Genomic DNA, 20,644 nt, shown 5'->3' with positions numbered 1-20,644 from the left:
GTGTTTGCTGCAATGAATTTAAAGAAATTAGCCACCTGGCTATGGAAAGGTAAGGAGCCTTTATTTTTTTGTCCTGAATTTCGAAAGAAATCAGATAAAAAGACGTCCCAAACTCAAATTACGAGTTCGAGACGTCTTTTGTCTACAGTCTGAACCGAGGAAGAATCCTCGGTTTTTAATCGCTTAGCTTAAAGAGCTGCTGTTTTCCATTACTTCGTCGATCAAGCCGTATGCTTTCGCTTCTTCGGCGGTCATGAAGTTGTCACGATCTGTATCACGTTCAATGACTTCAATTGGTTGTCCAGTACGTTCAGACAAGATATTGTTCAAACGTTCGCGTGTTTTTAAGATATGGCGAGCAGCGATTTCGATCTCAGTCGCTTGACCTTGAGCTCCGCCAAGAGGTTGATGAATCATGATCTCGGCATTTGGCAAAGCAAAACGTTTGCCCTTTGCACCAGCAGTTAATAGGAAGCTTCCCATTGAAGCTGCCATACCAAGGACGATTGTTTGTACGTCAGCCTTAACAAAGTTCATCGTATCAAAAATTGCTAAGCCGGCAGATACACTGCCGCCTGGTGAGTTGATGTAAAGATAAATATCTTTTTCAGAATCTTGGGCATCCAAGAAGAGTAATTGGGCGATGATAGTGTTCGCCATATCGTCATTTACTTCTCCGCTTAACATGATGATGCGGTCTTTCAAAAGACGAGAGTAAATGTCGTAAGCACGTTCGCCACGAGATGATTGTTCAATGACTGTAGGAACTAAATTCATAGTGAATCCTCCTTAAAATATTGTTCGTAAATTATTTTAGCACAAACAGGGTTAGATTGCTAAAACATAAAGAAAGTATACAACGTTGGTCAGTTTTGGTCAAATAGAAGGCTTGTTTTTTTTAAGCGGGTCTAGCTATCCTAGAAACATGAAAATATGGTACTATTAATAGCGCAGAGAACCGGATGTCAGTTTCACTTTTGCAATGTGGAAGAAAGTAACATTTTTAGTGAAATGATAGACGTGCTGACGTTAGGTTTTATTTGAAAAAATAATTCCAGCAATAAGAAATAGGAGGGAAAAGCGTGGAAATCGCATTTATTGGACTAATCGGCGTATTGATCGGGGCAGGTATTACAGGAATTGCAGTCTTCTTTGTTTTTAAGTATATCGACCTGCGCCATAAACGTGAAAGAGAGCTGGAACATCAGGTAAAGGAAATTGAAACGATTAATCTCTTGAACAAAAAGGTCAATGAGATTTTATCTAAACGAAACGTTCTTATGCAGGATTACGTAACGTTCAACTCATTTGATGATTGCTATATCACGATTGATGATTTCATTTATTTAAATTCCTTTACATCCCAAAATAATTTTTATTTACCAAATTATTTGATTGAAGAATTCTTCAAAAATATTTCGCATCGGAAGGTTATTTTATCACCTGAAGAAACAGTTAAAATCGGTGGTTACACGTATAAGGGCGGTCGCATTGTTATGGAGACTTTCTCTGAGCAGCTGATTGAGATTTTAGACGAGAAAAAACAACAATTATCTCGTTCAACTAAACAACCCTTGCGCTATTTCAACGTACAATAAGTCTGTTCATACATTTGGCGGGGAAATACAGTTAAATAGTTTTACACAAAAATTTGTGATTACGAACGAGGTGAAGAATAGATGACAGTAGTTATTGCCCATCGCGGGAGTGCTGGAACTCATCCAGAGAACACGTTGCCTGCCTTTATGGAAGCAGTAAGAACTGGTGCAGACGGTATCGAACTGGATGTCCATCTAACAGCGGATCAGCAATTAGTCGTTATTCATGACGAAAGCGTTGATCGTACCACGGATGGAAAAGGGTTGATCCGGGAAATGACGCTGGAGGAAATCAAGGAATTAGATGCCGGCAGCTGGTTCGATAAGAAATATCAAGCGACAAAGATTTCAACCTTACAAGAGGTATTGAACTTATTGCTGCAGATGAGGTTCCGCGGTTTTTTATGTATCGAGATCAAGACCAATAAATTCCACTACCCAGGAATCGAAGAAAAGATCTCAGATGTCATGACCAGTAAAGAGTGGCCTTTTACCTATTGGTACGCAAGTTTTAATCTTGATTCGTTACGTATTATGCATGAGTATGAACCAGAGGCGCAATACGATCTGATTCAGAAAAACGACTTGGAAAAATATCAAATCGTTTTAGACACGGATTTTATTGAAGGACTGCATCCAAGCTCTGATTGGGTAAAACAACATCCAGAAATCGTAAACAATTTTACCAAAGCGATCCGTCCGTGGACACCAAATCTATATGAAACGTTGATGACCTGTTTTGAAAAGAATTTAGCAGGGGTTATTACCGACTTTCCGGAAAAAGCAATTCGGACTAGAAGCAGGTACAATCAATGAAAGTGATTGCGATTGTAGGACCGACTGCTGTAGGTAAAACAAGTTTGAGTATTGATCTGGCAAAACGTTTTAATGGCGAGATTATCAGCGGCGATTCTATGCAGGTGTATCGAGGATTGGATATTGGTACAGCGAAGGTCACGGAAGAAGAGATGGCAGGGATTCCCCATCATTTGATTGATGTTCGCGATATTGATGAAAGCTACTCAGCGGCGGATTTTCAGGCGACCGCCAGACAGGCGATTCAGAATATCAGTCGCCGCGGAAAGCTGCCAATAATTGTTGGTGGAACAGGGCTGTATATCCAGTCTTTATTATGGGATTACAAGCTCGGCAGTGAAGGTGAACCAGAAGATGATTCGTTGCGAAAAGAATTAGAGGCATACGCCGCAGAAAAAGGCAACCAAGCCTTATGGGAAAAATTGCAGACCCAAGATCCACTAGCTGCAGAAAAGATTCATTACAATAATCGCAAAAAAATGATTCGAGCGTTAGAGGTTTTCCAACTGACCGGACATTCAATATTGGCACCCAAAGAACAGCCACAAAAACTTTATGATAGTTTTTTGATCGGCCTTAATACAGATCGGGCTGTTTTGTACGATCGGATCAATCAACGTGTCGACCTTATGGTGCAACAAGGATTGTTAAATGAAGCCAAACAATTAGCGGAAACACCTGATGTGCAAGCGGCACAGGGAATCGGTTATAAAGAATTATTTCCCTATTTTTCAGGCGAGATTTCGCTGGATACAGCCCTAGAAGAAGTAAAGCTACATTCACGCCGATATGCTAAGCGTCAGTTGACCTGGTTTCGCAATCGCATGTCGGTTCATTGGTATGACCTCGTCCATCAGCCGGAAACAATTAAAGAGATCGAAACAGATATTGCAAAATGGTTAATAGACGAACCGTCAATAGATGAGGATTGAGAGTTCGCGTAATTATCAAAATAATAAGGTAGATCATCAAAGAACAAACCCGAGTTTTTTTGCATGGAAAATATATTATCAATAAATAGGAGGAAACGGATTGTCAGAAAGAGTCATTTTAGTCGGCGTCGAGACAGACGAGAGTAAATATAACTATTTAGAATCAATGCATGAGTTGGCCGGACTAACGAAAACGGCTCATGGCGAGATAGTTTTTTCATTAACTCAAAAACGCCCCAAAGTTGATCGCCAAACGATCATCGGAAAGGGAAAATTGGAGGAGCTGACACAGCTTGTGGAAGCTCATGAAGCAGAATTAGTAATCTTCAACCATGCACTATCCCCGCGTCAAAGCCAAACTATTGAAGAACAAGTTGGTGTACCAGTCATTGATCGTATCCAGTTAATTTTGGATATTTTTGCCCAGCGCGCACGTTCCAAGGAAGGAAAACTCCAAGTTGAATTGGCGCAGTTAGACTATTTACTACCGCGGCTTGTTGGACAAGGACACAGCTTGTCTCGTCTTGGTGGTGGGATTGGTACTCGTGGTCCCGGTGAAACAAAATTGGAAACAGATCGGCGCCACATTCGCCGTCGGATTTCTGCAATAAAAAAAGAATTAAAAGAAGTTGAAGCACATCGTGAACGAAGCCGTCAAAAACGGCAGCAATCGAGTATTTTTCAAATGGGTCTGATCGGCTACACCAATGCCGGGAAGTCTACCATTTTAAATCTATTAACGAATGCCGATACGTATTCGGAAGATCAATTGTTCGCGACCTTAGACCCGCTTACAAAACGCTGGCATTTGCCTCAGGGGATGGAAACAACCATCACGGATACAGTTGGATTCATTCAAGATTTGCCGACTCAATTAGTCGATGCCTTTCAGTCCACCTTGGAAGAAAGTAAAGGAATGGATCTTTTGTTACATATTGTCGATGCCAGTGCTGAAGATCGTCAACAACAAGAAAAGACCGTCATTGATTTGCTAAAAGAACTCGAAATGGATGATATTCCTATGCTTACGATCTATAATAAGGCTGATCGAATCGATGATTTTTCCTTCACACCGACCTTGTTCCCTAGCGTGTTGATCTCTGCTAAGACCAATAAGGGTAAGGAGCTGTTGGCTGAAGCGATCAAGCGGGAAATCATGAACTTATTGGAACCATATATGCTGACCCTGAATGCAAATGAAGGTCAGGCGTTAAGTGAGATGAAACGAGAGACCCTTGTCTTGAGTGAAAACTTTGATGAAGAAAAAGAACAGTACATCGTTCGAGGATTCGCTAAGAAAAAGTCTCTTTGGATTAGGAGAATGGAAGATGAATTGGACAACTAATCTAGCACCAGAGCTGGTTGAGAAAATCGATCATATTGATCAAAAAATCGCTGATAGATTACAGGAAGTTAGAGAAATAGCTCTGTCGAATCAAGCAAAAGTACTAGGCGCATTTCGGGAAAATCATGTCTCAGAAAGTCATTTTCTCCCTTCGACAGGTTATGGGAATGATGATCAGGGAAGAGATGTGCTGGAAGCTGTTTATGCTCAAACTTTTAGAGCGGAAGCCGCATTGGTTCGCCCGCAAATCGTTTCAGGCACCCATGCAATCGCTACCTCTCTATTCGGAGTGATGCGCCCCGGAGATGACCTGCTGTATATTACAGGTACACCCTATGATACATTGTTGGAAGTGATCGGTATCCAAGGAAACGGCATCGGTTCATTCAAGGAATACAATATTGGTTATGATAAAGTGGACCTTTTGGAAGATGGCAGCGTTGATTTTGCAGGTGTTAAGGAAAAAATCACCGACAAAACAAAGGTTGTTGCGATCCAACGGTCTCGCGGCTATGCTTCACGTCCGTCATTCACGATTGAGAAGATTAAAGAGATGTGTGATTTTGTCAAAAGCATAGCACCGCATGTCGTGATCTTTGTTGATAATTGTTATGGCGAATTTGCTGAGTTACTGGAGCCGACTCAAGTTGGTGCAGATTTGATGGCGGGTTCACTGATCAAAAATCCTGGTGGCGGTATCGCTAAAACAGGTGGATACATCGTTGGAAGGCAAGAATTGATTGAACGCTGTGCCTATCGCTTAACCACCCCGGGCGTTGGTGCTGAGGGTGGAGCGATGCTTGGAAGTGTTTTTGATATGCTTCAAGGCTTTTTCTTGGCGCCTCATGTCGTCAGTCAAGCAATTCAAGGAGCGGTTTTTTCTTCAGCATTGCTGGCTGAATATCAGTTACATTCCACACCTAAATGGGATCAGCCACGGACCGATTTGATCCAACTGATTGATTTTGGCGATCGTGAGAAGATGATCCAATTTTGCCAAGCAATCCAAAAATATTCACCGATTGATGCTTATGTTGCGCCGATCCCATCTTACATGGCTGGATATGAAGATGACATCATCATGGCGGCTGGGACATTTATTCAAGGAGCAAGTATTGAATTGAGTGCTGACGGACCATTAAGAGAGCCCTATTCCTTATATTTGCAAGGTGGATTGACTTTTGAACATGTCAAAGTTGCGGTAACAAATGCGGTGAATGAAGTTTATCATCAATAAAAAAAACCGAAATCATTTGATTTCGGTTTTTTTTATGATCTTTTCACTTCAAAAGCTTCCTCTGGGAAGAGCAGTTCTTGATCAGGACTAAAGCGTATCAGATAGGTATGGTTCTTTTCAAAATACTTTACGATGATCCCTAAATAACCTGCCATTTGAAACCCTTGCTTTATTTGAACGGATTCGCCAATCATAAATTTATCCATTTTCACACCCGCTTCAATTTTTCTTCTAGTATAACAAATTTTTGATAGTTCTGAAAAGATTGATTTCATGGGGTTTTTATTGTAAAAGCGAACGTTCGGAAAATCTATGTAAGGAAATCTAACATTAACCCTTGACGACTGGTCTATCGGATGGTATCCTTTTTTCAACATCAAAAAACAAGGAGGAGATGTTATGCGGGAAAAAGAATTGCGACGTTCGCTTGCTGTTTTTCCAATTGGTACGGTTATGAAGTTAACAGATTTGACTGCAAGGCAGATTCGGTACTATGAGGAGCAAGAATTGATTCACCCGGAACGAAGTGAAGGCAACCGTAGGATGTATTCTCTAAATGACATTGATGTGCTGCTGGAAATAAAAGATTATTTATCTGATGGACTGAATATGGCAGGAATCAAGCGTGTCTACCAAATGCGTCAAGAAGAGGTCAAAGCTGCCAAAGAGAAACCACCATTGACTGACAAAGATGTTCGTCGTATTTTTTATGATGAAATGCTGACTCAAGGTGGGTTACATCAACAAAATCCATATCAATCGCAAGGGCCTAAGCTATAGTGATTGTGGAATATAAAAAAATGAAGTGCGAGGAAGGGATTAGATATTATGCCGAAAAGAGACCTAAGTAAAGAAGATATCAAACGAATTGTAGATGAAGAAAACGTCCGCTTTTTACGTCTGATGTTTACTGATGTTATTGGAACGATCAAGAATGTTGAAGTACCTGTTAGCCAATTGGAAAAAGTTTTAGACAACAAAATGATGTTCGACGGTTCATCTATTGAAGGGTTTGTTCGTATTGAAGAAAGCGATATGTACCTATACCCAGATTTGTCTACTTGGATGATTTTCCCATGGGAAAGTGATCATGGAAAAGTAGGTCGTTTGATTTGTGATATTTACAGCCCGGATGGTACACCATTCCCTGGGGATCCACGTGGGAATTTGAAGCGTATCCTTAAAGGAATGGAGGAATTTGGTTTCACTTCATTTAACTTAGGACCTGAGCCAGAGTTTTTCTTATTCAAAATGGATGAAAATGGCGACCCAACACTGGACTTAAATGACAAAGGTGGATACTTCGATTTTGCACCAACTGACTTAGGTGAAAACTGCCGCCGTGATATTGTGTTAGAACTTGAAAGCTTGGGCTTTGAAGTAGAGGCTTCTCACCATGAGGTAGCTCCTGGACAACACGAGATCGACTTTAAATATGCAGATGCAATTGAAGCATGCGACAATATCCAAACCTTCAAATTAGTTGTTAAAACGATTGCTCGTAAGCATGGCTTACATGCGACATTCATGCCAAAACCACTTTATGGAATCAATGGTTCTGGTATGCACTGCAACATGTCATTGTTCAATGATGAAGGCAATGTCTTCTACGATGAAGATGGTCCAATGAAACTTAGCAAAACTGCCTACCAATTCTTAGCAGGTCTTTTGAAACACGCGCGGGCGTACACGGCAGTATGTAATCCGATCGTTAACTCATACAAGCGCTTGGTTCCTGGCTTTGAAGCCCCAGTTTACGTGGCTTGGAGCGGACGTAACCGTTCGCCATTGATTCGTATCCCAGAATCTCGCGGTTTATCAACTCGTTTGGAATTACGTTCAGTTGATCCAGCAGCTAATCCATATCTGACAATGGCTGTTCTATTAGAGGCTGGCTTAGACGGTATTCGCAATGATTTGACTCCTCCAGCAGCAGTTGACCGCAACATCTATGTGATGACTGAAGAAGAACGTAAAGAGGCAGAAATTTACGATTTACCTTCTACAATCCATAATGCGATTAAAGCATTGCGTGAAGATCAAATCATGATTGATGCACTAGGAAGCCATATCTATACGAACTTCAATGAAGCAAAACGCATGGAATGGGCAGCATTCCGTCAAACAGTATCTGAATGGGAACGTGATCAGTACTTAGAGCTTTATTAATCCTAACTCGCAAAACTCTTGAGGTTTATACCTCAAGAGTTTTTTTGTATTAACTATCTTTTGATTTCAACCCGCTTCACATTCCACAAAGCAAGCGCTAAGAAAATACAACTTGAAACTAGCAGGATAAGGATCGGCAGTAGAATATCATTTTGACCATTCATTACGATTCCCAGCTCTTCTTTAATCGTAGCCATCGCGGGTTCATCAGCAGCGGTAAATACATTTTCTGTCAGGATGCGACGAATCAAAACAACGCCGCTGGTTAATGGAAAATATTGAACCACAGTTTGAGCCATGTCAGGTAAACTGCCGATAGGAACATAACAACCAGTCAGGAAGCCAATTAATGGGCCAATCACCGAGGTCATCGTTGAAAATGTATCGATGCGGCGGAAAAAGCTGGCGATAAAGAACATGAAAGCAGAAGAACAGAAGACTGTTAACAGGCTAACAAGAAATAGCAGACCAAGTTGCGGCAAAGTCAGTAATTCTCCCTTTGAAAGCATTACAATATAAATTTCGGCAATCACGATCACCGCTAAAGTAACTAGTAAAGAGATCAAGAATGTACTGAAAAAATATCCCAGCATGATTTTACTTTTTGAGATTGGCGAAATCATAAAATCTGTATAAACATTACGTTCTTTGTCGCGAATCATCAGACTGACCGAGCCAAGTGTAGAACTAGCAGACGCGATCCCGATGACACCAGCTAACATCCAGGTATCTACGACTAACTTTGGTTGTGATAAAACAGACAGAGAATTGACTAAACTATCTCCCAACAAAAAGACATATAGGACAATCATAATCAGCGCACCGATAAAAGAACCAATCACTGCTTGTTTGTTTTTGAAAAATAATAGTAACCCTCTATAAACTAATGCATTCATAATTTTCTCTCCCTTTTTCAACTATGGCTAAAAAAACGTCTTCTAGTGTTAAACAATGATAGGTCTGTTTTAAGGTTTCTGGTGTATCGAATGCCATCATTTTGCCTGCATCCAGCATCAAAATGTTATCTGAATCCCTGGCTTCCTCCATATAGTGTGTTGTCAACACAATAGTCATATGATATTTTTCTTTCAATTGATGGATCAGGTGCCACATATCCGCCCGTGAGCTGATATCGAGCCCAGTTGTTGGTTCATCCAAGAAAAGCAGCTTAGGGGTATTAAGAAGTGCGCGCGCAATGTCGACTTTTCGTCTTTCACCGCCCGATAAAACGCCATAACACTTATTCAACAAGTGAGACGCCTGAACATCGGCTAATTTTTCCTTTGCTAGTTGTTTCGCTTGCTTCCAATTGTTCGTATAAAAGTAAGCGCGTAAGAATAAATTCTCTTTGACGGACAAGTCTGGATCTAAAATGCTGTTTTGAAAAACGACAGAAATCATAGTTTTTAGTTCAATCGAATCAGAGTCAAGTTTTGTTCCTTCAAACAAGATTTCACCTGTATCAGGTTTAGACAGACCTAGGATCAAAGAAATTAAGGTAGATTTTCCAGCGCCGTTTGGTCCAAGAATCGAGAATAATTCTCCTTCATTGATTGAAAATGAAATTGATTTTAGAACATCTTGATGATTATATCGTTTTGCTAAATTAGTGATTTTTACTAGTTCCTTCATAGTGATTTCTCCTTTGCTCTTCTTGATAAACCCACTATAATCAACTTTTTTAGCTGAAACAATGGATTTTCTCCAAGTGGTCGATAACTCCTTCTAAGGTGAAAAAAAGTAAAAGACGAGAGATGTTTATGTGAAAAAAATAATTGCGAAGAGGATTTGCTATAATGAATCAAATGATGTTCGAGGTGAGAGAGATGGAAGATAAGTATAGTGTTTTTGCATATGATTACGATGAGTTTGGCGAGATTGATCAGTATTTAGGAGCAGAGAAAGACTTCTTCAAAAATCTTTTTGCAGAACACGAGGTAAGTACTGTTTTAGATTGCGCGTGTGGAACGGGGCAGCATTTATTTATGCTGTCTGAAATGGAATTAACAGTAACGGGGTCGGATTATTCCGCTGCCATGCTAGAGGTCGCAGAGAAAAACTTAACTAAAAGCAGCAAGAAAATACCCCTGCATCAATGCGATTTTAGATATTTAGAAGAGGTTTTTTCAGAGTGTTTTGACGCAATTGTCTGTTTAACTACGGCACTTCCGCATTTACACACGGAAGCAGATTTGGTTACAGCACTCAAATCAATGAAGGCACGCTTGAACCAAAATGGGTTATTGGTGTTAACAACAGGGACGACGCATCATAACTTGTCGCTCCCGCCAATTGAAGTTGTCGTTAATCGTGAGGATTTTAGTCGTGTATTTGTTAAGGAACAAGATGAAGAATTTCAAACGATTCATGTATTGGATTTGTATCACTCACCAGATCGAATGGAAAACAATCAATATGATATTGTTTATAAGATCATTCTGGATGAGGAGTATCGGTTGCTGTTGAAAAAAGCGGGATTCAAAAAAGTTCAAATTTTTGGTGACTATGATCAAAATCCATATGACAAAGAAAGTACGCGCTTAATTGTGGTCGCCCAATAAACATCAAAGAGAATCAGATTATTCTGATTCTCTTTGATGTTCTTCTCTTTTTTGTTGAATAAGTTCATTGATCTCGTCTGCTTCTTTTTTATCGTTGCTATAGATAAAGAATTTGATGAAGGCATAAATCAATAAGACGATTCCGAGATTTTGAGCAATACCACTAAAACCCAATTCCCAGCCATAGATAACGTCACCGATAATGATTTGTAAAAGAATCAATCCAATATAGACTAGCTGATTTATGATAATCCTGCGATTTGAGTAGCTGTCTTTATCTTCAATGATAAAACGGAGCAAGCCAGAAATAAAGGAAACTACCAGCATGTATTCAATAATCTCAAACAATGTCTGTTTATTAAGGAGTAAATTAATGGCTGCTAACAAGGTGAAAATCATGGAAGATAAACGGAAAACACTTTTCAGGTATTCGATAATTCTCATATACGTTTCCTCATTCCTAAGCCCTTTTTCAAATCAGGAACATATTTTCTTGAGACAGCAACACGTTCATCGTTGATCAAAATAGCTTCAAAGCGGCCGCTCAAGGTAGGTGAAACAGCTTTGATAGCTTCAATGTTCAACAACATGGATTTTCCAACACGAATGAACTTATGGGGCACCAGCTTTTCTTCCAACTGGTAAAGCTTTTCGTTACTTTGGCAAACTAGATTCTTTGTGTAAATAAAGCTCTTCTTATCAACGACTTCGATGTAAAGAACATCAAAAAAAGGAATCTTGTAATGAGCCCCATTTTCTTCTCCAACTAGAAACCGTTTTTCCTCTTTAAGAATCGCTAAAACGTTTTGCAAAGTATTGGTTACTTCATAAACCTTAAAATCGGCAATTTCTTCTTGTGTTTTTTCGATTATTTCGACAGATGTTTTCACCAGCTTGTCCTTTCTACATGTTATTCACAAAATTATAGCAATTCTGATTAATAAAGGTCAAATCGAGCAAGCAGATTATTTCGAGGTAAAGTATAATCAAATTAGGAAACAATAAGTAGGAAAAGGGGATGAAATCAATGATCGATGGAAAGAAAATTCATTTAGTAGCAGCTACCTTAGTTGATCGCCGACGTATTTATGAATGGTGTTTTCAATCAGAAACAACAAAATCACATAGCGGACCGCCTGATTATCCTGAAAAACCGATCGCTTCCTATCAAGATTTTTGTTCGGATTATTATGAAGAGTATTTTTTTACTGGGGCCCAACCAAAAAAAGGTCAAGGTTTTCTGATTATGACTAAAGAGGAAGCGATAGGATTTATCAGTTATTCTGCTTTTCATCTAAAGCAAAATTATGCTGAACTGGATATTTGGATGAAAGATGAAGCAAGCTGTGGACATGGCTATGGGAATGATGCCATACTTGCTCTAAGCGATTACCTAAATCAATATTTAGCGATTGATCAATTGATAATTGCGCCTTCTAATCGAAATGTTCGAGCAATCAGGTCCTATGAAAAAGCGGGATTCGAACGTACTGATGCAGAAATGAAGGAGTTTTTGGCAGAAGAATATACTTCTTTGTATGGAGAAGGGGATTACGGTATTGGAGAGACAGCCATTTTAATTAAGGATTTTGAGAATTAAAAGCAGACATCAGAATTATTCTGGTGTCTGCTCTGAAAAGGGTTTAATTTAAGATGGCCAACCCAAAAGAAAGGTATGTCGCGTAACAGATCCAAATCAAGTAAGGGATAAAACAAATAGCCGCTCCCTTTGATATACTGCGAAACTCGCGGATGCTGAAGACGATTGTGATCAACAAGAAAAGACTGATAAATGAAGCAATCCAAAAGTGGGAACCGCCGAAGAAAATAATACTCCAAATGAAATTAAGCACTAGCTGAATACCGAATAGAAAATAAGACGTCGTTTTGCTCTTTGCTTCTTTGCTGTCGATCACGAGAAATAAGGCTAGGCCAATTAACGCATAAAGAACTGTCCAGACGATTCCTACGATATTTCCTGGTGGTGCCAGAAAGGGTTTGTTCAACTGAGCGTAAACAGCTGGTATGTCGCCGGCGAAGAAGCCGGATAATGAACCGATTAATTCAACGCCAATGATACAGGCGAGTAATTTAAAAAATCTATTTAGCATAAATCTGCCTCCAATGTTTTTAGAAGTTAAGTTTCACTCCAGTAGATGATTTACTCATTTAAGTATAGCTAGCATTATCGTTAAAAGAAAAAAAGATGCTTAAGAAAAGTAACATACTATTAGCAAAAGCATGTTATAATAATTCGGAAGATTTTCTAAAGCCAAGAGATTGGCAACTTGCAAAATTTGTAAGTTTTGTCTTCTTTTAGTAAAATGTAATTGTTGATAAGTCCAAGGAGAGGTGTGAGAAAATGGGATACACAGATGAAACAGTCCGTTTTGATTTTGATGACAACCGTAAGAAAGAGATCAGCGAAACATTGACGATCGTCTACAACGCATTAGCTGAAAAAGGCTACAACCCGATCAACCAAATCGTCGGCTATTTATTATCAGGAGATCCTGCGTATATTCCTCGTTATCAAGATGCACGGAACTTGATTCGTCGTCATGAGCGCGATGAAGTCATGGAAGTTTTGGTTAAATACTACCTGAAAGATCACGGTATAGATATTCGATGAGAGTGATGGGACTAGATGTCGGCTCAAAAACTGTTGGAATTGCAGTGAGCGATCCATTTGGCTGGACGGCTCAAGGAGTCGAAATCATCCGAATCAACGAAGAAAAAGGGAAGTTTGGTTTTGAACGTTTAGGTGAGTTAGTCAAAGAATACCAAGTCACCAAATTTGTAGTGGGACTTCCCAAAAACATGAATAATTCGATTGGTCCTCGAGCGGAAGCTTCGATGGCTTATGCGGATAAAATCAAAGAGCTTTTTGATTTACCGGTGGAATTTCAAGATGAGCGCCTTACGACAGTTCAAGCGGAGCGTATGTTAGTCGAACAGGCGGATGTCTCTCGGTCAAAAAGAAAAAAAGTCATTGATAAACTCGCGGCGGTCATGATCTTGCAAAATTATCTTGATCGAACCAGCAACAAACTTTAGAAAAGAGGAATAGTATATGGCACATGAACACACACACGACCATGATCATGAACATGATCATGACCACGACGAACATGAAGTGATCACTTTAGTAGATGATGAAGGAAATGAAACGCTTTATGAAATTCTTTTGACAATTGATGGTCAAGAAGAATTTAACCGCAACTATGTATTACTTTATCCAGCGGGCGCTCCTGAAGATGAAGATGTTGAATTACAGGCTTACGCGTATGTTGAAAACGAAGACGGCAGCGAAGGCGAATTGCAACAAATCGAAACTGACGCTGAGTGGGATATGATTGAAGAAGTATTCAATACATTCATGACGGAAGAAGAATAATAAGCTTTATTTGTAGGAGAAACCTTGGTGCAACAAGGTTTCTCCTTTTCTGTTTTTTGTTTGACCAAGACATTGACCAAGACACTTAAAAATTTAGGTGCGCGACAAGCTTTTCTATCGTCTTGTCTTTTGTCTCTTTGCTTAGATGTCCGTAGGTGTCCATAGTCATAGAAATCTTTGCATGACGTAAACGGTCTTGGACTTCTTTCATGCTTGCGCCAGCATCTAAAAGAAGGCTGGCATGGGTGTGACGTGTCACATGAAGTCCAAGAAAAGGTATGCCGCATTTACCTGTTATAGTCTGCATACGAACATAAATAGCATGATGGGTAATCATTTGTTTGTAGATGCCGCAGAATATCATAGTCGGATCGGTGATACCAAGACTTAACATGTACTTGCGCTGATTGATTTGCCATTTCTTCAGGATCGCAATTGTTTCAGCATCAAGAGTGATCCTAGCGGCGCTCTTATCTGTTTTAGGATCGCTAATTTTATAGCCGTGTTTCGTCTGGCTTAGTGTTTTATTGATTAGAACATTATTCTCTTCAAAATCAATATCTGACCAATTGAGAGCCAGAGCTTCGCTAATACGGCAGCCGCTATAAAATAGAAAGCGTAGCAACGTTTTATTATAGTCATTGCTGTAATTCGGCTTCAGAGAGTCAATATAGCTAAAAAGAGCTTTTAGTTGATCTTTGGTGTAGACTTTAACTGGATCGCCGCTAACGGCCTTTTTGGGGCGTTTAGGCATCATGACATGGGCCAATGGATTATACTGGATAACGCCAAGGCTGATAGCATACTCAAAGATTCGTTTAGCTGTTGAATGAAGAACTTTGTATTGATCGGTCTCTTTTGCCCAAGTATTAACAATTTGTTGCGCTCGTTTTACAGTGACTTCTTTAATGCGAAGTTCACCATAAACGGGCAGGATCCATTTATTAAACTTGATCTCATTTTTAATAAACGTGACTTCTTTAACAGTCGTTTTATAGGTTTCAACCCATAATTCATAAACTTGCTTGAAGGTCTCATTTTCGTCTTTCTTCAAGCCGTTTTCTTCATAGTCAAGCTTTAGCCGAGATAGGGCAAGCTTGGCTTTTTTTGATGAGCTAAATCCACGCCGTGTAGTGTGAACCTCTTTCCCTGTTTCAGGATCAATGCCTAAGTATGCTTTGAACATATAGGCGGTTGATCCGTCTTTTTTTGTATATTTTTTGATTGGATTCTTTTTCTTTTGTGTTGCCATTGTGTTTTCCTCCCAGTACCTAACGTGGGGCGATGGGTAATAATCGGATGGTTTTTAACTCATCCAATTAGGAGGTTGTATATTGCATGAAACTTGTATTTCTGTTATGCTGTAGATGCTAACAAACATCTGATATTGATTCTCTTTCCTAAAACTTGCACTCTCACTTAGTCATTAGACGGGTGGGTGTGTTTTTTTTTATGCTTCAAAAGAATATCATCAACTTTTTCTATATTCTCGATGATACTTTTTTGAGATTCTTTATAGATGTTAGTGTATTCATCAATATTAGCTTTGTGTAGTTCTATGTTAGAAATATCCTTCAAATCTGTTGTTAAATAAGACGATACAATGCTATTTATTAAATGTGTAGAATCAAGAAAAGAAGTCAGAATGGAGTTGATTATAACGTCTTCCTTAGTTTCAGACTGATAATCAATTAGATTCAAAAATGAAAAAAGAAGAAATATTTGAGTTCTGTTTTCCTCGGTATACGCTAAATTTTTTAATCGTTTTATTGTAGTGTTTATAGAATCATTAATATACAATTCACCAAAATCATCTGGATCAAAACTAGCCGCCCCGGTTAAGACTCCGTAATCTTCTAAAGTTTCTACTCCTTTTATTAGATATAAGACAGATACACCAAGCTTTTCGGATAGCTTTTCAACTGTTTCGGTGCTAGGGTTTCGTCTATTCTTTTCTAAATCACCCAAATAGGATCTAGAAATTCCCATTTGTATCGCCAACTCTTCTTGAGTTAAACCCTTGAGTTTGCGAACTGTTTTTATGTTCTCTCCAATGCTCATTACTTCACCTCCACTATCAATATATCAATTTTTGACGCTGATAGCAATTATAATTGTTGACATCTTCCGAATCAGTTGATATAGTAATTTTAGACGTCGATAGCGTCTTTTTGTTAAAAGATAAATGACGTCAATAGTGAAGGATAGGAGGTGGGGAAATGAAAGCAAACCTGGAAATTAGAAATAAGATCGAGTCAAACCGCATCTTATACTGGGAGGTTGCCAAGCAGTCAGGAGTAACTGATGCAACATTAAGTCGTTGGCTACGCTCAGAAATGCGAGGTGATCGGAAAGGACGTGTAGAAAAGGCAATCGATGAGTTGTTAGCTGATCGAAATCGTAGCTAATTTCTCAAAATGTTATTAAAAAAATTGAGTCCAACCACAAGACCTAAAACTGGGTAGAAGGAGAGAAAACAAATGTACGTATTTCAAGAAAGCAATGGCCGTTACGCTATCCCAGTAAAAGAGCTAGATAAAATCCAAAAAAAGAATCTACGCTCGATTAAATATGATGGTAAAGAGATTTTAGATGTAAGAAAACTAACAGGATATTATCCGGAAATCCGTTTCAAAAATGTTTGCTGTATCCACGAGGACGGAACGATCGATATTGTCATCGATGCAGGAGCTGCTAATGAATTTCGCACCGGAGCATTACCTAAGCGTTTTTATAAGGCTTTACGGGTAAAGAAGGAAAAAGGGCTTTTAGGAGCTACTAAGTGGAAGTATGTCGAAACGATTCAGGTCGAAGATAAGATGATCGTTGCGACATATATTCATACGTTGCCGATTGAAGAAGTTGAAGAGATTTTGGAAGCGATGCTTAAATACAATGTCAAATACTTTGGCTAACGTTTGCAAATGATTTAGGAGGGAATCATCCATGAAACTGAGTATTGACGAGTTAGACCTATCCCCATCCCTACGTGAAGAGGTCAGGAAAGCCGCAGCAGAGGAAGGAAAACAGCAGGCTATGGCTTTCCTTGTTGATTACAAGAAGAAGCTAGAGCTGCCAAGATTTATGGGCTATATGCAGGCAGCCCATTACATGAATACAAGCTATAACACTTTGAAATACGTATTTATCGAAAAGTTGGGATTGCGTGTCGTGATGATCGATGGTTATGAAAAAATTGACCAAAGAGATGCGGACGCCTTTTTAGAGAAACATAAAAAATAATTTTCCTAACGTGTGGGGCGATGGGAGCAAAAGCGGAGAAATCAAATGAAAAATATTAAGAGAGCACTCAAAGGACTGTTAGAATTTTTGAAATCTTGGTCAGATGATTTCGAGAAAAAGAAACACTATTAGTTAGGACAATTGAATTGTGCATCAGATGCACGAATAGATTTTGCATTTAATGCAAAAACAGGAGGAATTTAAAAATGAGCAAAAATGTAAAAGATTTAATGAGTCAATTAATGGAATTTGATATGGATACACCAATTGAAAGTATCCAAGAAGAACTTGGATTACTGCCCGAGGAAAAAGATACTGAAGAACACACAGTAAAGTCAGTGCTAGCAGATTTATCCGAAGTTTCTAGACCGTTTGGGCACTTTTATATAGACGGTGAAGATGTTTATGTTAATTCTGAGTATCGGGATTATGTATATCAGCGTGTTTTAGCATTGATCGATATTCTTGGGACTGAAATAGCAGGAGGGGCTAATAATGAATAAAAAACAAGTAAATCCAATTGAAATTGATCGTCAGAAAACGCGCATTCTGAACGGATTAGAAGCCGCATTTCATCATGTTACCGTGAAAGAAGGCCAAGCGTTGATTAGTGAAGCTGTTGCGGAGATTGAAGACTATGAAAAGAAAGTATACGGCGTTGAGCAACCAACAGTTCAATCGGTTGTGCAAGACATGTATCAACTTAGCGAGGCCAGATTCTCCCCTGACATTGGTCTAGAAGTGTTGCAAGCTATGTTTTATGCTGATGTCGAGCAACTAGCAGAGCTACTAGGAATCGAATTAGAGGGATAAAACCATGAATAGAGCAAAAGAAAAAGCCAATATCTCACACGCCGACCAAAGCAACGAGATAAAGGCAACTAAAGGGCTTGAACAGCCGTTCTTTTGCTCTATTTTACCACAAAATTGAATGGAGCGTATATCATGAAAAAAATTGAAGTAGGCGATTTTTGCCGAGTAAAGAAATCGAAATATCTTGCTGCTGGAACTTTTGTACAGATTTTAATGGAGTTTCAAAACGGAATCTTTTTATGTGGTAGTGAGTCTGGTAACACAATCATAGTAGCAGAAAATCTTGAGACCCTGGAGGTAGCATCATAATGCAAATGAATACTAGTACATTGAATAAAATTGTTAGGCAAAATAATGCCGATGTTCAAGACCTGGTAGATAAAAGCTATAAGCTAAAAGAAAGGTATTGGTCACAATTTGAAGGCGTGCAGCAATCAGAAAAGCTTCGAGAGTCTATGGACTTTGCAGCAAATGATGTAGAAATCAAGGTGATGAAGCTAGCCTTTGAAGAGGGATTAAAAAATCATTACCCAGTATTTGATGATTTAAAGAACTGCTATTTAAAAGATATGAAAAATTTACTTTGCCAATTTGATTTAGTAATGAAATATTTTCAGTCGGATGTGGTCTCCAAAGAGTTGATTGATAACTATGAGGCAATCAAAGGAAGTTTAGAAATCCTATCTCAGTCTTTATGGGATTGTCGAGAGCATATGAGTGGACAAGTCGAAAGTGCATTATCTGACATTAACAAAGGATTCATTGATGAATAAGTATCGACTGCTACAAATAAAATTTAGGGGGATAGATATTGGCAAATAGAAGAATGTTTAGTAAAAAAATAACAGATACAGATTTATTTATTGACATGCCAGCGTCTGCTCAAAATCTATATTTTCATTTAAATATGAATGCAGATGATGATGGTTTTGTCGGGAGTCCAAAAAAAGTTCAAAGAACCATAGGAGCGAGTCAAGATGACTTAACTATCTTAATGACGAAACAATATATTATTCCATTCGAAAGTGGCGTTGTCGTGATTAAGGATTGGAAAATTCATAATTACATTCGCCCTGATCGATATTACGAAACAATGTATAAAGACGAAAAGAGCAGACTTTCTTTTGATGAAAATAACGCATATAAAATTCACGTAAATTCTGACATACCAACCGACAACCAAATGTCATACCAAATGGAGCCTCAGGTTAGGTTAGGTAAGGATAGGTTAGAGTTAGGTAAGGGTAGTGATAGTAGTAATAGTAAAGAACAATCATCTTTGAAACCTGTTTTCAATTTTTGGGAGCAAAACGGATTCGGAACCCTAGCACCAAAAACAGTCCAAGATTTTGATTATTGGGTTAAGGATTTTGAAAAGATCGGAACGACTACAACGGCGGCTATTGAATTAATCTTACACGCTTTGGGAATCGCAGTAGATAACGGAGTAAAGAAATATGCATATGTTAATAGCATACTTAAAGACTGGGAACAGAACTGCTATCTTTCAGTGGATCAAGTAAAGGCTGAGGATAAAAAGAATAAATCTAGCGATGCCAAGAGACAGTGGCCAGACTATAGCGTGGGTAAAGAGTTAGAAAATACTGGGTCAAGCGAGTATGACAATCTAGGGTGGTGATTTAATGGATTTACTAAGCGGGTTGCCTAAAGAAGTAGCTGAGAATCTAATGGAACATGCAAATGGAATCCTTGAAGTGGATGAATATTGCAATGAACATCCCCGCTATAAAAAAATGTTGCTTCCAAATGGCGAGATCGTTTGTCCGGTTTGCTATAAAGATCAACGAGATGGGGTAGTGTCTAAAGAAAATAGCGATGCTTATTATGCTGACAGTGTAGAAGGAAGAAGAAAATTTCTTTATAAAAATAGCGTTGTATCCAACAAGTCTGTTTTAGACAGAGGATTCAAAACATTCTTCACAAAAAATGATACAGAAAAGAGACTTCTTCAAGAAGCCAAGCTCTTGATTGAACCACTTGCTAGCAGTGAACCGATAACAGTATTTCTCCAAGGAGTACCAGGATGCGGCAAAACCCATCTTGCTAGTGCATTGATTAGAAATGCTAATACATTGGCAAATGGCAAACGATGCTTGTTTATGAATTTCCCAGCGCTCCAACAACGTATTCGAGCCAGTTACAACGATCAGAGTAGTCAGGACAGCGAAGGTAAATTTATTACTCAAATGATCGATGCTGATATTTTAGTTTTGGATGATATTGCCAGTGAAATTAATCCTATGGATATGAAAGGCAATGTATCAGATTTCTCAGCAAGAATACTATATGCTGTCATGGATGCGAGAGCAGAAAATAAGCCAACGATAATTACAAGCAATATTCCTTGGAAAGATTTAGAGAAAATGATTGATCCGAGGATTTACTCAAGAATGAGGTTCAGAATCAAAGTAATTACTTTTGCTGGAATAAAGGATAAGAGAAAGTGATTTCAAATTAGTTCAACGAGCTGTGTAGTCATAGCTGCACAGCTCAAAAATTTATTAAATTGGAG

General features: G+C 38.8%; 30 protein-coding genes and 1 pseudogene. 22 read left to right on the top strand and 9 right to left on the bottom strand.

The window, feature by feature from the left end:
* A pseudogene (locus AC4J95_RS11485) lies at nucleotides 1-153 on the top strand (IS5/IS1182 family transposase); the annotation flags it as partial.
* A 30-nt stretch (nucleotides 154-183) separates the two neighbouring features.
* Here AC4J95_RS11485 and clpP read toward each other — a convergent pair.
* Complete coding sequence (gene clpP, locus AC4J95_RS11480; RefSeq protein ID WP_316405653.1) at nucleotides 184-777, bottom strand: ATP-dependent Clp endopeptidase proteolytic subunit ClpP; 594 nt, start codon at nucleotides 775-777, stop codon at nucleotides 184-186.
* A 305-nt stretch (nucleotides 778-1,082) separates the two neighbouring features.
* On the opposite strand from clpP, the gene AC4J95_RS11475 reads away from it, so the two are divergent.
* The 5 genes from AC4J95_RS11475 to AC4J95_RS11455 all read left to right on the top strand — a co-directional run bounded on the left by AC4J95_RS11475 (nucleotide 1,083) and on the right by AC4J95_RS11455 (nucleotide 5,928).
* Complete coding sequence (locus AC4J95_RS11475) at nucleotides 1,083-1,598, top strand: hypothetical protein (RefSeq protein ID WP_316405652.1); 516 nt, start codon at nucleotides 1,083-1,085, stop codon at nucleotides 1,596-1,598.
* Nucleotides 1,599-1,679: 81 nt separating this feature from the next.
* A complete protein-coding gene (locus tag AC4J95_RS11470) occupies nucleotides 1,680-2,414 on the top strand; it encodes a glycerophosphodiester phosphodiesterase (RefSeq protein ID WP_316405651.1) in 735 nt (244 codons plus the stop codon).
* Entirely contained in the window at nucleotides 2,411-3,346 is a 936-nt protein-coding gene (miaA, locus tag AC4J95_RS11465) for a tRNA (adenosine(37)-N6)-dimethylallyltransferase MiaA (RefSeq protein WP_316405650.1), read from the top strand. Before AC4J95_RS11470 ends, miaA begins: the two co-directional genes overlap by 4 nt.
* Before the next feature lie 100 nt (nucleotides 3,347-3,446).
* Entirely contained in the window at nucleotides 3,447-4,691 is a 1,245-nt protein-coding gene (hflX, locus tag AC4J95_RS11460) for a GTPase HflX (RefSeq protein ID WP_316405649.1), read from the top strand.
* A complete protein-coding gene (locus tag AC4J95_RS11455) occupies nucleotides 4,675-5,928 on the top strand; it encodes a methionine gamma-lyase family protein (protein WP_494549990.1) in 1,254 nt (417 codons plus the stop codon). Before hflX ends, AC4J95_RS11455 begins: the two co-directional genes overlap by 17 nt.
* Nucleotides 5,929-5,960: 32 nt before the next feature.
* On the opposite strand, the gene AC4J95_RS11450 is transcribed toward AC4J95_RS11455, so the two are convergent.
* Nucleotides 5,961-6,134: a hypothetical protein gene (locus tag AC4J95_RS11450; RefSeq protein WP_494549989.1), complete on the bottom strand. Its 174-nt coding sequence runs from the start codon at nucleotides 6,132-6,134 to the stop codon at nucleotides 5,961-5,963.
* Between the two features lie 193 nt (nucleotides 6,135-6,327).
* Here AC4J95_RS11450 and AC4J95_RS11445 point away from each other — a divergent pair, with 193 nt between their 5' ends.
* Both AC4J95_RS11445 and glnA read left to right on the top strand, forming a co-directional pair.
* Nucleotides 6,328-6,708 carry a MerR family transcriptional regulator gene (locus AC4J95_RS11445; RefSeq protein WP_316405646.1) on the top strand — a complete coding sequence of 127 codons (381 nt, stop codon included), beginning with the start codon at nucleotides 6,328-6,330 and terminating at the stop codon, nucleotides 6,706-6,708.
* Nucleotides 6,709-6,756: 48 nt separating this feature from the next.
* On the top strand, nucleotides 6,757-8,097 hold the full coding sequence (gene glnA, locus AC4J95_RS11440; protein ID WP_316405645.1) for a type I glutamate--ammonia ligase: 1,341 nt from the start codon (nucleotides 6,757-6,759) through the stop codon (nucleotides 8,095-8,097).
* Nucleotides 8,098-8,150: 53 nt separating this feature from the next.
* On the opposite strand, the gene AC4J95_RS11435 is transcribed toward glnA, so the two are convergent.
* Together AC4J95_RS11435 and AC4J95_RS11430 are read right to left on the bottom strand one after the other, a co-directional pair.
* Entirely contained in the window at nucleotides 8,151-8,993 is an 843-nt protein-coding gene (locus tag AC4J95_RS11435) for an ABC transporter permease (RefSeq protein WP_494549988.1), read from the bottom strand.
* Nucleotides 8,974-9,729 carry an ABC transporter ATP-binding protein gene (locus tag AC4J95_RS11430; protein ID WP_494549987.1) on the bottom strand — a complete coding sequence of 252 codons (756 nt, stop codon included), beginning with the start codon at nucleotides 9,727-9,729 and terminating at the stop codon, nucleotides 8,974-8,976. The genes AC4J95_RS11435 and AC4J95_RS11430 overlap by 20 nt, the downstream gene beginning before the upstream one ends.
* A 164-nt stretch (nucleotides 9,730-9,893) precedes the next feature.
* On the opposite strand from AC4J95_RS11430, the gene AC4J95_RS11425 reads away from it, so the two are divergent.
* A complete protein-coding gene (locus AC4J95_RS11425) occupies nucleotides 9,894-10,658 on the top strand; it encodes a class I SAM-dependent methyltransferase (protein ID WP_494549986.1) in 765 nt (254 codons plus the stop codon).
* Between the two features lie 18 nt (nucleotides 10,659-10,676).
* Here AC4J95_RS11425 and AC4J95_RS11420 read toward each other — a convergent pair whose 3' ends face one another.
* Nucleotides 10,677-11,102: a DUF3021 family protein gene (locus AC4J95_RS11420; protein WP_316405585.1), complete on the bottom strand. Its 426-nt coding sequence runs from the start codon at nucleotides 11,100-11,102 to the stop codon at nucleotides 10,677-10,679.
* The gene (locus AC4J95_RS11415; RefSeq protein WP_316405584.1) at nucleotides 11,099-11,548 is read right to left on the bottom strand and encodes a LytTR family DNA-binding domain-containing protein; all 450 of its coding nucleotides are present in this window, start codon (nucleotides 11,546-11,548) and stop codon (nucleotides 11,099-11,101) included. Before AC4J95_RS11415 ends, AC4J95_RS11420 begins: the two co-directional genes overlap by 4 nt.
* Nucleotides 11,549-11,676: 128 nt before the next feature.
* Between AC4J95_RS11415 and AC4J95_RS11410 the strand changes: the two genes are divergently transcribed.
* Nucleotides 11,677-12,258, top strand: a complete 582-nt coding sequence (locus tag AC4J95_RS11410; protein WP_316405583.1) for a GNAT family N-acetyltransferase — start codon at nucleotides 11,677-11,679, stop codon at nucleotides 12,256-12,258.
* A gap of 43 nt (nucleotides 12,259-12,301) precedes the next feature.
* On the opposite strand, the gene AC4J95_RS11405 is transcribed toward AC4J95_RS11410, so the two are convergent.
* Nucleotides 12,302-12,769 (bottom strand): TspO/MBR family protein, encoded by a 468-nt coding sequence (locus AC4J95_RS11405; RefSeq protein ID WP_316405582.1) that lies wholly within the window; start codon nucleotides 12,767-12,769, stop codon nucleotides 12,302-12,304.
* A 251-nt stretch (nucleotides 12,770-13,020) separates the two neighbouring features.
* On the opposite strand from AC4J95_RS11405, the gene AC4J95_RS11400 reads away from it, so the two are divergent.
* Genes AC4J95_RS11400 through AC4J95_RS11390 form a run of 3 tightly spaced genes read left to right on the top strand, consistent with a single transcriptional unit; the run spans nucleotide 13,021 to nucleotide 14,055 of the window.
* Nucleotides 13,021-13,290, top strand: a complete 270-nt coding sequence (locus tag AC4J95_RS11400; protein ID WP_010739601.1) for an IreB family regulatory phosphoprotein — start codon at nucleotides 13,021-13,023, stop codon at nucleotides 13,288-13,290.
* Complete coding sequence (gene ruvX, locus AC4J95_RS11395) at nucleotides 13,287-13,715, top strand: Holliday junction resolvase RuvX (protein WP_316405581.1); 429 nt, start codon at nucleotides 13,287-13,289, stop codon at nucleotides 13,713-13,715. Before AC4J95_RS11400 ends, ruvX begins: the two co-directional genes overlap by 4 nt.
* A 16-nt stretch (nucleotides 13,716-13,731) precedes the next feature.
* Nucleotides 13,732-14,055 carry a DUF1292 domain-containing protein gene (locus tag AC4J95_RS11390; RefSeq protein ID WP_316405580.1) on the top strand — a complete coding sequence of 108 codons (324 nt, stop codon included), beginning with the start codon at nucleotides 13,732-13,734 and terminating at the stop codon, nucleotides 14,053-14,055.
* A gap of 85 nt (nucleotides 14,056-14,140) precedes the next feature.
* Here the strand turns inward: AC4J95_RS11390 and AC4J95_RS11385 are convergent, their stop codons facing one another.
* Nucleotides 14,141-15,307: a site-specific integrase gene (locus tag AC4J95_RS11385; RefSeq protein ID WP_494549985.1), complete on the bottom strand. Its 1,167-nt coding sequence runs from the start codon at nucleotides 15,305-15,307 to the stop codon at nucleotides 14,141-14,143.
* Between the two features lie 167 nt (nucleotides 15,308-15,474).
* Nucleotides 15,475-16,116, bottom strand: a complete 642-nt coding sequence (locus AC4J95_RS11380; RefSeq protein WP_494549984.1) for a helix-turn-helix domain-containing protein — start codon at nucleotides 16,114-16,116, stop codon at nucleotides 15,475-15,477.
* 158 nt (nucleotides 16,117-16,274) lie between these two features.
* Here AC4J95_RS11380 and AC4J95_RS11375 point away from each other — a divergent pair, with 158 nt between their 5' ends.
* The 9 genes from AC4J95_RS11375 (at nucleotide 16,275) to AC4J95_RS11335 (ending at nucleotide 20,579) form a co-directional block, all read left to right on the top strand.
* The gene (locus AC4J95_RS11375) at nucleotides 16,275-16,463 is read left to right on the top strand and encodes a helix-turn-helix domain-containing protein (protein WP_494549983.1); all 189 of its coding nucleotides are present in this window, start codon (nucleotides 16,275-16,277) and stop codon (nucleotides 16,461-16,463) included.
* 72 nt (nucleotides 16,464-16,535) lie between these two features.
* Entirely contained in the window at nucleotides 16,536-16,970 is a 435-nt protein-coding gene (locus AC4J95_RS11370) for a hypothetical protein (RefSeq protein WP_494549982.1), read from the top strand.
* 31 nt (nucleotides 16,971-17,001) lie between these two features.
* Complete coding sequence (locus AC4J95_RS11365; RefSeq protein ID WP_494549981.1) at nucleotides 17,002-17,298, top strand: DNA-binding protein; 297 nt, start codon at nucleotides 17,002-17,004, stop codon at nucleotides 17,296-17,298.
* Between the two features lie 206 nt (nucleotides 17,299-17,504).
* Nucleotides 17,505-17,801 (top strand): hypothetical protein, encoded by a 297-nt coding sequence (locus AC4J95_RS11360; RefSeq protein ID WP_494549980.1) that lies wholly within the window; start codon nucleotides 17,505-17,507, stop codon nucleotides 17,799-17,801.
* Nucleotides 17,794-18,111, top strand: coding sequence for a hypothetical protein (locus tag AC4J95_RS11355; RefSeq protein WP_494549979.1), 318 nt, complete (start codon nucleotides 17,794-17,796; stop codon nucleotides 18,109-18,111). Before AC4J95_RS11360 ends, AC4J95_RS11355 begins: the two co-directional genes overlap by 8 nt.
* Before the next feature lie 132 nt (nucleotides 18,112-18,243).
* Nucleotides 18,244-18,420 carry a hypothetical protein gene (locus tag AC4J95_RS11350; RefSeq protein WP_494549978.1) on the top strand — a complete coding sequence of 59 codons (177 nt, stop codon included), beginning with the start codon at nucleotides 18,244-18,246 and terminating at the stop codon, nucleotides 18,418-18,420.
* Entirely contained in the window at nucleotides 18,420-18,884 is a 465-nt protein-coding gene (locus AC4J95_RS11345) for a hypothetical protein (RefSeq protein ID WP_494549977.1), read from the top strand. The genes AC4J95_RS11350 and AC4J95_RS11345 overlap by 1 nt, the downstream gene beginning before the upstream one ends.
* Nucleotides 18,885-18,937: 53 nt before the next feature.
* Entirely contained in the window at nucleotides 18,938-19,750 is an 813-nt protein-coding gene (locus AC4J95_RS11340; RefSeq protein ID WP_494549992.1) for a DnaD domain-containing protein, read from the top strand.
* 4 nt (nucleotides 19,751-19,754) lie between these two features.
* Entirely contained in the window at nucleotides 19,755-20,579 is an 825-nt protein-coding gene (locus AC4J95_RS11335) for an ATP-binding protein (protein WP_494549976.1), read from the top strand.
* Nucleotides 20,580-20,644: the final 65 nt, after the last annotated feature.

This window comes from Enterococcus sp. GPZ-007, from assembly GCF_059374735.1.
The sequence above is the reverse complement of the archived record's forward strand: the minus strand, read 5'-3'. Positions and strand labels throughout refer to the sequence as shown.